Below are 12,727 nucleotides of genomic sequence, written 5' to 3' on the forward strand. Positions count from 1 at the left end.
GATGATGGTTACATCCAGATCCAGGTAGATCCGGGAACCTATGTGATCAATGAGACAGCAAATCCAGTTGGAACCCAATTCAGCTCCGCAAAGGTGGGAACAAAAGCGGTTGCCAAAGGGGACGATATTAAGGTCACCTTAAAGGCAGGAGAAAACGCTGAGGTCACAGTGGTGAACGAAGTCATTGGAAAGGGAGCCATTGAATTTAATAAGAAGGCCCGTACCTGGAACAGCGTAACCCTTAGTGAAACAGAATTAAATGCTTTGGAAGGCGCAGAATTCATTCTTTTCCAGAAAAATGAAGATGGAGACCTTTCAGAAGTTAAAACCGTTAAATCAGACAGCAAAGGATATGTGTTGTTTAAGCCTCTTACACCGGGCAAATACATTGTAAGAGAAAAAAAGCGCCAGCGGTTATATCCTTGACAATCATGATTATGAAGTGACCGTAGAGGCCGGAAAGACATCGCCGGTAAAAGGCGGGAATAACCTTCTTGTCAACACTTTAAATGAAGCAAGGGTAAATGTGACAAAGTGGATGCAGAATGACAAAGCTGGTTATATTAAGGTGCCTGGAGCTTACAGAGGGGACTTTAATAATAAATTTTGGTTTGAAAAAAAATGTGGAGGGCACGTGGACAAAAGTGAGCATTGACTCCAAAACCACCTACTCTCTGGATAGTTCAAGCCAGTTTACGGCAGCTCTTCCAGTTTATGATGGAAGCGGCCAGGTGATTAAGTACCGCGTAGTTGAGGAAGTTCCTGACGGATATTCCGACGGCAATGGCGCCGAAGCTGGTTTTTCACAGGAAATAAAAGGGAGTAACACTTATATTTATAAGACCTTTTCCCTGGAACCTTTAAAGACCGCTCAGGTTGACTTGAAAAATAATAAAGGGGGAACCTTAAAGCTTCAAAAGGATGCCTGGTCCATCAGCAGCGGAAGCTTGAATAAGAATGCTTCCAAAAGTGGATTTCAGTTTAAGCTTTATTATAAAGAAGGAAATGACTTCACCGAAGTATTGCTCAATAAGGTCTATACAACAAACAGTAACGGAGAAATTCTGGTAAAGGGCCTTGATGTAACAAAGGACTATTACTGGTCTGAAATCAACAGCAGCGGAAGGCTGGAAGCAGATGATTCTGAGCAGATGGTAATTTCCGGAGATCAGGTTTTTATCGGGCCTTATAAGGTAGTCAGAGAAAGTGATACCATTGTAAAGGCTTATAACATTCCTCAAAAGGTACCTTACTGGCTTTATAAGGTTGATATCACAAATAAGAACAATTCCATATCAGCACAATTTAAAATAACAAGAGATGCTGATAAGACAGTTGTTTTCAGCGGTTCGGTGACCAATAAGGGAACATATGTGATTCTTGATCCCGGAACAGAGTATACCATGGAAGAAACAACGCCTCCTGCTAATTTTGAAAAAGGGAAAGACATTAAGATCACAACTCCTAAAGGGCCTGTTCAAAAAGCGGATTTGGAACGGTGGTATACCCAGGGCAATGAAGAAACCCGCCGGACCATTGAAAATAAACCATATAAATCTGTTTCCATTAAGAAGACGCAATATGATGCAGACGGCACGGCAAATCCCATTGCACAAATAAAGTTTGACGCTTATGTAAAGAATGGCAGCAGCTTTACAAAAGCAACTAGTCTGAAATCCAGTGTACCGACCCAGCTTGCTCCTGGAACGTATTACTTTAAGGAAGTTGTTCCTGACGGTAATATCAACCCTTATTACCTGCTTTCTGATGCTGATAAAGAGAAAGGTACCCATCCGGGTAATCCTGGCTATGAGATTTACGGAACCGATGTATACTACGGACCGGTAACCATAACCGCAGCGTCTACAAGCAGCGAAAAGAGCCTGAATATCTATCTGGCAGGAGAGAATAAGCCCGTAGAGAATTACAAGAATAATGGAAAAGTAACGGTTACTAAAATGGATGCGTTAAGGGATATCACTGTGAACGGAGCCATTTTGGTATTTTCAGAGCAGATAAATTTAATATAAATGATTGGGCAAACAGCATTAAAAATCCAATTGAGAAGGTAACCACAAGCGGAAGCGGCCAGGCAACCTTCAGCAGTCCAGACCTTAAGATCTTTGACAGCAATGGAGACAGGATTTCCTATGTCATTGCTGAAATAACACCACCAGCCGGATATCTGCCATCCTATGAGATTTTAACTACGACCTTAAAGGAAGGCAAGGTAATTACTAAGGTCAATGGAGATGATAATGGAAGTGCGCTTGTTATTGAGAACGAACCCAAACTAACCCTCCGTACCCAGAAGTATTGGAGGGATGAATGGAATTACCAGTTCTATCCGGCGAATCATGTTCTTGGAAACGTGAAGCTGGCCCTCTATAAGATAAACGCAGACGGCGTCACGGCAGACTATGTAAAAACAGAAACCACCAATACCTATGACGGGATCGCAACCTTCTATGATATTAACCGGAATGACACTTACTATGTGGTTGAGGTCCGGGTACCCACAAAGGAAGAAACTGGCTTTGATTTTGACCTGAATATGAAGGATAAGACACCTTTGGCAGAAGGAAATGGTGAACCTCCGAAAACACTTTCTGTTTCAGACCTAAAAGCAGGTAAATACAATGCAGTGAAATATACGGGTAAGGATCTTGCAAAAACAGCGGACTCTTTAACCCAGAATACTGATCCGCTTTTTAACTATAAGCCATGGGTTCAGTTTAATATATTAAAAACCTGTGATGGAAAGGCATTTGATGGAACTCCCCATACAGAGGAACGTGTCAACGGAGCGAAATTTAGCCTTTATAAGATGAAGGGTAATGTGAAAGATCTTTCGGAAATTCATTTAGAGGATTTGGCGAATGAAGACAGGTTTGAGAAGGTAGACAGCTATGAGAGCGGCACCCGCATCAATCCGAAGACAGGAATCAGAGAGAACGGGGAATTTGATACCGCTATTTTGGAAACCGGCAAGGTATACTGGCTGGTAGAAGAAGAGGCTGCACCGGGATATCAGCTTCCTGGCGGACGCCAGATCGTAGCAGTATTTGCACCAAAAGATTCCGGTTACACAGGATATAATGAAATGCTTCATCTGTATGAAAATGGTCGCAATGAACAAATCGCTGTTGTGAAAAATCAGCATGGAGATGGCCAGGGAGGCTTTGATGCATACTATTTCCAGATTGCATTAAACAAATGGCTGAAGGATGGTTCGAAGCAAAATGCAGAACCAACCCTTTTAGGCGGAGCTAAATTCCAGATATGGCTGCTGGATCCTGATAGTAAAGCAAAACTGCTTCCTGTCCAGGTGGTGGAAACCGGTCTGGAATCCGACAGTGAGAACAAAACAGGCTATGCCCTTTCCAGGATGATCAACATGGGTAAGCTTAAGACAGAGCTTGAAAGCAAAGGATTTGATAAAGAAAGTATTGAAAGGATCCTTAAGCTTGAGAATGATAATGTAAAAGCCCTCTTTGGACTGGAGGAGGTATATGCGCCTTCTAAGGTCCAGATGGATCCAACCCTTCACTACCTGGAAGTGACAATTCCCAAAAACCAGGATGCCATTGATTCCCAGTATTTCTGGAAGCAGGGAAAGTCAGAGAAATACCGTCTGATGAACACAGTATTGGAGGAATACCCGGTAACTCTGGCTAAATACGGATACGTACCGGATTCCAGTACTTTTGGTAAAACGGATGAGGAGCTGGATGCCTTAAACATCATAAAAACGCCTTTAAGCCGCGTAAAGTTTGAAATCTTTCAGTACCAGTGGGCAAACGGCAGTTATAGTTATGTAAGCATTGGAACTTATACTACGGAAAGCAATGGCCAGATCAAGATACCTAAGGGCTTAAAAGCGGGGCGGTACCGGTTAAAGGAAACCCTGACAACAGCCCAGAAGAGTAAGTATGTTACCATGTATACCGGCAAGGACAATCTTTGGAGATACTTTACGGTAGGAAGCACTCCTTCCACTGTGAACGTTTATAACCCGGAGAAACCGGATCTTGTAATTGAAAAGACCACCTGGGCAGGAGATTCTTCCATAGACCTTCAGGGGATCACCTTCACCATTCAAAAATCAGGCAGCAGCGAGATCAAGGCTGCTACTGTAAAACTTGAGAATGGAAAATATGCTGCCAGCTTTAAAGATTTAGACAGCGGCATTTACACCATTCAGGCGGAGGATTTAGGAGACGGAGCGGCAAAATCTGTGACCAGCGGATATTTTGAAACGGCATCAGTGAATGTGGGATACAAAGCAACAGCTGCCGGAGAAAAGGTATCTCTGGTTCCCGTTGAAAAAAGCGTAACAGGAAAGCTGGCAACAGCTGTAGTTAAGAATCCGCGTCTGGCTGATCTTGTTATTTATAAGACAGATGCAGAAACAACGGAAAGCAGTTCTGGTATGGCAGGTGCTTCCTTTAAAGTGGAATACTTGAAGTTCCGTTCCGATACAGATTTATTCGAAGGGGTTCTGAAGAATGTAACAGATAAAGGATATAGCAAACCAGATCAGGACTTTGAAGAAATTTCAGGGACTCTGACTGATAACAAGGACGGTTCCTATACATTGGAGGACTGTGCACCGCTGGTACCGGATTACAGAGCAGAAAGCCCCGGAAGGCTATACCATTGACGCCCAGCCGATGATTGTGGCTGTAGTGGGAGATATGCAGGCGGATACCAGGGGATTACTCCTGTGACCTTTGAAAACAGAAAGAAAGCAGAACTGACCGTAACAAAGAAGCTTTTCTTTGGCGATGGATTTATAAATGAAGAGAACATTGCTAAAAAGCTTCCGGCTGAGATCATATTTGATATTTATACCTATTCCGATAATGCCTATAAGCAGGTATTAGACGAAAGCAGCAGGCCGGTTCAGGTAAAACTCCAGAGCTTTGAAGCTCAGGATGGATATTATACGGCAAAGGGAACTGCGTTACTTCCTCAGAAGCCGGAAGGCGGCGCCTATTATCTGAAGGAGCAGGAAAACCCTGACTGGATGCTTTCAGCCTTAGGTGTGGAAGATAACGGTACCCTTCAGGAAGACGGATATATTAAGGTAGGCGGAGAAACAGATTTTACTTCCCAAAACCCGGTATCCATTACGGTGAACAACCAATATGCAAAAGCAAGGGTGCGTCTGACCAAGGTGGATGGGACGAATCCTTTAAAGAAATTAACGGGAGCAGCCTTTAAGCTGTATTCTGATCCGGAGCTGACAAAAGCGGTAGGAGATTTCACAGAGATAGGGCAGAGCGGAGTATATGAAATGGTATTTTCCACCAAGCTTTACAGCCCTGGAACCTACTATATAAAAGAAGTGAATGCTCCTGCAGGTTATATTGCAATCACAACAGCCATACCGGCGGAAGGCCTGACAGCAGAGACAGGAAAAACAACAGAAATTACCGTGGAAAATCAGGGTGGTATTGATTTGCAGATTACCAAATACAGCGGAAATGGAGGTTCAGAATCCCTTAAATCAGGAATCAGCTTTGAGCTTTACAAAAAGTCCGAAGGTGCCTGGAATTATGTTGCAGAAGGAACCACCGATTCCGGAGGAAAGCTTTCCTTCCGGGGACTTGAGCTGACGGCAGGTGACTCTTACGGAGTTTATGAGGTGACGAAGAAGGAAAAAGGCTTTGAAACATTCCGTATGGCTTCCTTTGAAGGAGAGGCAGGAACCATCCTTCCTATAACAGCGGAGGTGGTAAAAAACGGAGAAACCAAAACAGGTCTGGATCTTTATGTTCTGACAGGAGACAATACTGTTACTCCGGGAGTATATGACTTTAAGGCTCATAACCAGGAAGCGCTGCCTTTAAAACTCATTAAGAACGATGTGAATAAATCAGATAATCCTGGCGGATCCATTACCGCTTCCATGAAGATCATGGAAAAAGAATCTGGAAAGCAGGTTGGTGATCTGGTTGCCGTACCATACGGGGAAACCGGAATTACGGTGCCTCTGTTACCGGGAACCTATATCATCGAAGAGATGGCAGTGACCCAGAATAACCAGGGATATGTCATTAATAAGGATGATGTCAGAACTATTTACAGGAAAGAAGTGGAAGTTAAGAAGGGGGCAGTTCCAGAGCCATGCGAATTTACTAACGTAAAGCAGAAGACAGGAGTGACACTGGATAAGACATCTCTAACGGCCTCACTAAAGGATTTATGGTGGAATGACGGCCAGACAGTAACCTATACCTTAACGCCTCATGTGGTCAACAGCATACCATTGGACCGGTTTGTAGTAACAGATACGGGCTTAAAGATGCTGGATGAAGGAAAAACAGTGCTTTCAGAGGCTGATTACACCTACGAAAAATATACGATCACCGGGATTAAGCCGGGAAAAGCCACGGAACAAAACCGCATGAAAGGTGCAAAGACCGGAACCATCATGGCTGATGTGACCTTCTATGATTTTAACGGAAACCAGGTGGGAGAGGTGCAGAGCGTTGCGGTATCAGGTGACGGAGAGATTGGTCTGGTAAAACCGGTAAGCGGCAAAAAGGTAAAATCCTTCCAGATCAGCTACCGGGATGACACTTTAAAAGGCTCTACGGAAAACCAATATGTCCTCGGAAATGATTTTGTACCGGGAAGCATAGAAGTTACGGTAAAGCTGAACCGCCAGGATCCAAAGCTGTCTAACGGAACCTTTAAGAAAGAAATCAAATATATCCGCAACGAGGCCAATGTGGCTATGGAATTCAGAAAATGGGATATTAACGGAACGCTGGTTCAGGGCCAGGAAAAGAGTCAGGCAGAAAAGGAATGGGATATTCCGGTCGTACAAAGCCAGGCCCCGGCGATTTCGGTAAAAAAAGAGCGTTGATCCCATTAAGGCATACAGCCAAGTGATATCCTGACTTATACGCTTTATGTAAAGAATGATACCACAAGCAATAATCCTGATATTGTTCCAATGCAAAAGCCCATTCTCATTGATTATGTGCCTCTTGGAGTTACTGTATCAGGGGAGTCAGCCGGTGAAAATCGCCTGTTAAAGGCTGTCAGCCTAAAGGATGCGCCACATGGCGTTGCCATTGAAAAGACTATTAAAAAGATTGATCCAGAGACAGGAAGGGAAACCTTATTCATCCAGTTAAGCGGAGCTCTGGATAAGGGTGAGTCCGTTACGGTTGAAGTAAAAGCACAGATTGCGGGAAGCATTATCAATTATGGAAAGAACATTCTCAATGAACTTTATGTTACAAGTGATGTTCTTCAGCCTGCGTTTTCATTAAATCAGACAGGTGCTTCCTTTATGCTCAAAACAGATTCAGGCAGCAAATGGCCCAGTGCGGACTTGCCAAAGGATGTGCAGCTGCCGGATGAAAAGTACCGCGGCTATGGTTATGCTTCGGATTCTGCGGAGAACACCATGAGCACCGGTACCGGAATTGTCCTCCATAAGGAGGTAAAAGGAAATTTAGACACCAGATTCGTATCAGGGACTACGGTAGGAAAGGTGGAAAAGAGTGGGGATGATACGGAGCTCGCTGATAAGGATGGTACCGTATTATACCGGCTCACAGTCAATAATGTTTCAGCCACTGATTATATCACCCAGCTGCAGCTTATGGATATCCTTCCGGTTAAGGGCGACTATAGTACCGGCAATTTTGAACGGCTTAGTGATTACCGCTTGAAGTTTGAGGATATTGTGTCTGTTTCCATTGAGAACAGAACAGATAACAAGGAAGGAAGAAAAGTTAGTGATTTCAGCAAAGAGGTGACTTATTCTGAAAAGGCAATTAACAATAAAGAAACGGCTCTGCAAGGAAAAGACTCTCTGTTAAATAACAACAAAGACGGGTTCTGGTCTGGAAGCTCCAGTGACCCCACGGCTATCCGCATTAAGATCACTGATCCCGAATTTTACCTGGCTCCGGGAGAAAACCTGGTGGTGGTCTATAAAACGGTTGTACCTTATAACACAATGAAGGAGCTGGATGATGTAGCTTACGGATATGCGGTCAATGACTTTGCTACTTCCTTTAGCTATAAGAAGAAACTATCAGATGCTGCTGATATAGACTTCACTCTGGTTCAGACCAGCAACGCGGTTCAGGTAGTTCTGGTTCCGGGAAAAGTGAAGGTATCAGGACGGATATGGATTGATGACAACAATAACGGTATACAGGATGAGAGCATTGAGAACGATCATCTCCTTACGGATCTGCTTCCGGTGCTTCAGTCAGAGTACTTTAAGGTCAGTCTGTTGAAGTACAGCAGTAAGAGCGGTGACGAAGATGTAACAGGAGCAGTAGGAGTCAGGGATGCCAGATTCCTGTTTGAAAATCTGATACCTGCAAAGCCCTTTGGAATCACTGGGTCAGAATTCACCAGGGATCAGGAAAACAGCTGGTACAGTAATCAGTCTCTGATCTTATCAAAGCTAAAGGGCGAGGATCCGGCCCATTACAGGATTTATGTGACAACAGGTACCATGCCGGAGGGATATGAAGATCTGGTGCTTAAGCTGGCAAAACCGACCATGCTTTCCACCGGGGAAAATCCGGAGGCCGGAAGATCAAGGCTGCCTGGCACTCTGGCAGAAGGAGGAAGCAATTACGAAGAGAGCCGCGACAGCAACTTTAAGGAGGCAAAAGGCTCTTATGCATCAGAAGACTTCTTCTTATGGTCTACAGGAAGTGACTATGACAAGACAAAGGATATCGGTTTTGTACCATATCGGAATGTAACGATTAATAAGACAAATGAAGCCGGAAACCCGGTGACGGGCACTCATTCAGCGTATACGGGCCGTATACCAACGAAGAGATGGAAGCATTCCGGAAAAATGGAATAAGGGATGCAGCAGCTCTTGGAAGTCCGGCTGCCCAAGGCAGTACGGCTCTGGCCGGCGGCGAGGCAGTCTGGAATGCAGGAGAACTACTCTATTACCGGAATTATATTGTTGTAGAGGATGGGGCGCCTGTGGGATATGAGATTGCCGGTGCACAATCCGATGATATGATTCCAATGGATTCCTATCAGGTGGAGGGTCAGAAGGCCTGGGAGCTTCTCAGCAAGGAGTTTAAGACGGCTGGAACCTCAATACCAAGCACTATAACGGTTAAGAACCGCTATGTATCCGGGACTCTGGAATTTACAAAGCTGGATGGATTGACGGAAAAGGAGCTTGGCGGAGCAGCATTCAGGATTGAGAAAAAGGGTACTGTGGTAGAGGAGGCCTGGAAGGCATTTACAGATGCCATGAAGCGGATCCGGCTCCATGGGAGTGACAAAGGTAACGGCAACAGACAGTACAGTAGAATTTGAGGTGGTATCTGGTAAGGCAATATTGACCGGAATCCCATATGGAACCTACACTCTGTCAGAAATCAGGGTGCCTGATGGATACGATATCACTAAGAAACAGGCTGATATGGAATTCCGCATCGAAACCAACGGGCAGCAGGCAGTGCTTGCGGGCCCTGAGGGCAACCTTATTAAGAATACCAGAACCGAATACAGCTTAAGCATAAAAAAAGGCGGATAATGCAGGCAACGACAAGGTAGCCGGAATACAGTTTGCCATAACTGGTCCTGGGAAATATGAAAGCAGTTCATGGATTCCGTTCAGCAAAGCCAGATTTAAGTTAAATGATCCGTCTGAAAAAGGATATGAAGTAAAACAGACCAATGAAGACGGCCTTATCACCTGGAATCTGCCATATGGGGATTACAAAATAGAGGAATTTAATGCAGAGGGTTATAAATCTGTGAAGCCATTTTACGTAAGAATTGATGTGGCTGGAACCGTTTCTCTGTTAGATGGGGAAGAGCGGGGCGAGCTTACTTTAAACAGCTCAGAACAGAACCAGATCAACCTGATTGTTAAGAACGTGATTAAAACCGGTTCTTAGCTTAGAAAAGATCGACGGGGAAACCAGAAAGGCCATCGGTGGAGTCCAGTTTGAGTTAAGCGGAACCTCAGTGATTGACGGGGCGTTTGCCTCTTACCAAAATCAGGTACTAGGTCTGGGAGTATCCCATGTATCAACCGGAAATGAGGACGGAAGGCTGTGGATCAGGTTCCAGGTAGATGGAACCGGAGATTCAAAGGCCGGTCTTCTGACGGAGATCCCATACGGCAGCTACACCTTAAAGGAGATCAAGGCGCCGGAAGGATATTTATTCAGCAGCGGAAGTGAATGGACTAAGGATTTCACCATTGAAAGCGCCGAAGGCGTGAGTTTTACAGGAAACAATGGTATTGTCAATACGCCTCATGAGCTGAACATTGAAAAACGGGATCAAATGACAGAAGAGATACTGCAGGGTGCAGTGTTTGTACTGATGACTGCAGACGGAAAGTATGTGGCCCTTGATGAAAACAACTCCTATACCGGATTAAAGGAAAGCCAGGAGGAAGGTTCCGGGTTTACGACCGGAAGCAATGGAAGAGTCACTGTAAAACGTCTCCCGGCAGGAAACTATGTTTTAAAGGAGATTGAAGCGCCTGCCAACTACGGTGTATCTTCCGATCAGGAGATTACTGTGCTCCAATCCGGCAATACGGAGACCATAATGGTATATGATGTGAGGAATAAGGCCAAAATACGTATTAACAAGGCTGCATCCCACAACCATGAGATGAGGCTTGACGGAGCAGTATTTGAGATTTACTCCGACAAGGACTTAACAGCACTTGCAGGCACCATGACAACTGGAAACGGCGGCATTGGGGAATCAGGAATGCTTCCTTTGGGAACCTATTATGTGAAGGAGCAGAAAGCCCCAGCCGGTTATGAATTAAGTGACAGAGTATATGAAGTGACATTGGCCAGTGAAAGAGAGGCTTATACGGTTCAGGCAGACGAAAATGACTTCGTTACCAATGATTATGGAACCGGATCTCTGGTATTTGATAAGGTTGACAGCTTAACAGGAGAAGCTCTTGCATCTGCCCGGTTCTCCCTGACCAGAAAGGAATCAAAGGTAGACGGAGCATTTGAACATTTTGCAGAAGACTTAAGAAATAAGAGCCAGAATGAGCTGGAGGCAATGGGAATCAGCAGCGTTGAGACAGAAGACGGCAAGATCCGCTTTACGGCGGTAAACGGCCATGTTGACATGAAGGGAGTCCCATATGGAACGTATACTCTTAAAGAAGAAAAAGCGCCAAAGGGGTATTTGAGCCTCAATGGAAGGGCTGAGTTTGATTTTGCCATTACTGAGGACCAAAGGGAAGCTGACCTTGGAAACGGCAATGCGGTAGTTAATGAGCGGACTCAGTTTGAGCTTCAGCTTAAGAAAGCGGATAATCTTGGAAACACCATAAGCAAAATCCAGTTTGAGATTTTAGGCCCGGGGCGGTATGAAGAAAATGGAGTCTTATCAATTTTTGGAGCGAACCGGTTTAAGACTGACGCGGACTCTGATGCCGGATTGTTTATGACGGCTGAGGACGGGAGCATTCACCTGGGACTTAAACATGGTGATTACCAGATCAGGGAAATTTCTTCTGACCGGTATGATTCCATTGAACCGTTCTATATCAGGATCGACGAGGAAGGCAAAGTAAGTATCTTAAAGGATAACAGCAGCGCAGTGTCCGTTTCAAATGACGCTCTTGTGACCATTGCTGTGACCAATAAGATCAGCACCGGAAATCTGGAAATGGAAAAGGTAGACGGTGAAAATACCGGAAAGAGGCTTGAGGGAGCAGAATTTGTGCTGTCGAACCTTTCTACCCTGGTTCCTGGAGCCTGGGACAGCTACCGCCATCAGGCGGCGTCAGAAGGCGCTTCCTGGACATCTGATCAGGTGGTGGGAAATACCATTACCTTTGTGCTGAACGGAAAAGGGGTTATTACAAACCTGCCATATGGCACTTACCGCCTGACTGAGAAAAAAGCACCGGATGGATACCTGCTTGGAGCAACTCCATGGACAGTAGAGTTTACCATCAATGACGCCAATAAGGAGATTAAGTATACCACACCAGGGCTGTTTGAAAAAACCAATGGAGCGGTTGCCAATATGCCGTCAAAGATCACTGTAGTAAAAACCAATGCAGTTTTTGCGGATGTGAAGTTAAAAGGTGCCGAGTTTATCCTGAAAGCTTCTGATGGAAGATTTGTAAAGCTGGATCATGGATCCTTTGCCGGATATACGGACGACAAGGCGGCAGCAGGAAGGTTTGTAACCGACAGTGACGGACAGTTTGTAGTAAAGAGACTGCCAAAGGACACCTACACATTCCTTGAGACAAAAGCTCCGGCCGGGTATCGTATCAACAACAATATACCGCCTGTGACATTAGATGGGGTCAACAGCTTTACGATTACGGTCCAGGATGAGAAAATCAGTGGCAGCGGAGGTTCATCGGGAGGACCTTCCGGAAGGGATAATCCCGGAGGCCCTGGAGCTGCGGTAACAATCGTGCCGGACCCAATCCCGCTTGCAAACCTGCCGGGAGATGGATCTGTGGATCTGCTGATTGTTGATGACGGAAACGTACCCCTTGCCAATCTGCCTAAGACAGGTGACAGGCAAAATGCCGCTGGTAAGATGATAGTAGCCCTGTCCGGCTTTATGTTAGCTCTTTATGCGGCACTTAGCAAAAAGAAGAAGGAAAATTAATAAAATAAAGGAAATCTGTTTATTGACTTTATTAAATGAACTTGTTATAATTTTTTTAGAAGTTATGACGAGGCAAAGGGGCCGGAAC

General features: G+C 45.0%; 9 protein-coding genes. All 9 read left to right on the forward strand.

Annotation, left to right across the window (positions count from 1 at the left end):
• Nucleotides 1-42: 42 nt before the first annotated feature.
• Nucleotides 43-426, forward strand: a complete 384-nt coding sequence (locus JCM10519_RS20665; protein ID WP_054741511.1) for a SpaA isopeptide-forming pilin-related protein — start codon at nucleotides 43-45, stop codon at nucleotides 424-426.
• A gap of 119 nt (nucleotides 427-545) precedes the next feature.
• Nucleotides 546-2,030 (forward strand): hypothetical protein, encoded by a 1,485-nt coding sequence (locus tag JCM10519_RS20675; RefSeq protein ID WP_347844996.1) that lies wholly within the window; start codon nucleotides 546-548, stop codon nucleotides 2,028-2,030.
• A gap of 341 nt (nucleotides 2,031-2,371) precedes the next feature.
• Nucleotides 2,372-4,663: a SpaA isopeptide-forming pilin-related protein gene (locus tag JCM10519_RS20680; protein ID WP_054741516.1), complete on the forward strand. Its 2,292-nt coding sequence runs from the start codon at nucleotides 2,372-2,374 to the stop codon at nucleotides 4,661-4,663.
• Nucleotides 4,664-4,726: 63 nt separating this feature from the next.
• The gene (locus tag JCM10519_RS20685; protein ID WP_054741518.1) at nucleotides 4,727-6,877 is read left to right on the forward strand and encodes a SpaA isopeptide-forming pilin-related protein; all 2,151 of its coding nucleotides are present in this window, start codon (nucleotides 4,727-4,729) and stop codon (nucleotides 6,875-6,877) included.
• A 90-nt stretch (nucleotides 6,878-6,967) separates the two neighbouring features.
• Nucleotides 6,968-8,857 (forward strand): hypothetical protein, encoded by a 1,890-nt coding sequence (locus JCM10519_RS20690; RefSeq protein WP_054741520.1) that lies wholly within the window; start codon nucleotides 6,968-6,970, stop codon nucleotides 8,855-8,857.
• The gene (locus JCM10519_RS20695) at nucleotides 8,830-9,330 is read left to right on the forward strand and encodes a hypothetical protein (protein WP_054741522.1); all 501 of its coding nucleotides are present in this window, start codon (nucleotides 8,830-8,832) and stop codon (nucleotides 9,328-9,330) included. Before JCM10519_RS20690 ends, JCM10519_RS20695 begins: the two co-directional genes overlap by 28 nt.
• Nucleotides 9,284-9,550, forward strand: a complete 267-nt coding sequence (locus JCM10519_RS20700) for a SpaA isopeptide-forming pilin-related protein (protein WP_054741525.1) — start codon at nucleotides 9,284-9,286, stop codon at nucleotides 9,548-9,550. The genes JCM10519_RS20695 and JCM10519_RS20700 overlap by 47 nt, the downstream gene beginning before the upstream one ends.
• A gap of 73 nt (nucleotides 9,551-9,623) precedes the next feature.
• Nucleotides 9,624-9,917 carry a prealbumin-like fold domain-containing protein gene (locus JCM10519_RS32610; protein ID WP_347845019.1) on the forward strand — a complete coding sequence of 98 codons (294 nt, stop codon included), beginning with the start codon at nucleotides 9,624-9,626 and terminating at the stop codon, nucleotides 9,915-9,917.
• Nucleotides 9,918-9,987: 70 nt separating this feature from the next.
• Nucleotides 9,988-12,639: a doubled motif LPXTG anchor domain-containing protein gene (locus JCM10519_RS20705; RefSeq protein WP_054741526.1), complete on the forward strand. Its 2,652-nt coding sequence runs from the start codon at nucleotides 9,988-9,990 to the stop codon at nucleotides 12,637-12,639.
• The last annotated feature ends 88 nt before the right edge of the window (nucleotides 12,640-12,727 follow it).

Source organism: Clostridium sp. NkU-1, assembly GCA_001312405.1.